Below are 263 nucleotides of genomic sequence, written 5' to 3' on the forward strand. Positions count from 1 at the left end.
AACTTCGAGCACATCGCTGAAGATGCGACCAACAACAGTGTGGATACGCAGATCACTGATGATACGGATCCAGGTACTACTGAACCTGATACTGAGACGGCTTATGTCTCACTTACAGGTCCAAGTTCTGTTATCGAAGGCAATACAACCACTCCATACACAATCAGTGTTGACCAGCCTGCAGCGGATGTGACTTCTGCAATCACGGTGACCTTCACCTACAGCGGTGTTGCTGCTGATGGCACAGACTTCACCGGTGTTGC

At 49.8% G+C, this 263-nt stretch carries 1 protein-coding gene; it reads left to right on the forward strand.

What is annotated here, in order from left to right:
• Positions 1-263 (forward strand): hypothetical protein (locus A3774_RS16870; RefSeq protein WP_197468094.1); only part of this gene is annotated, 263 nt, incomplete at both ends.

The sequence above is a fragment of the Neptuniibacter marinus genome (genome assembly GCF_001597725.1).
GTDB lineage: Bacteria > Pseudomonadota > Gammaproteobacteria > Pseudomonadales > Balneatricaceae > Neptuniibacter > Neptuniibacter marinus.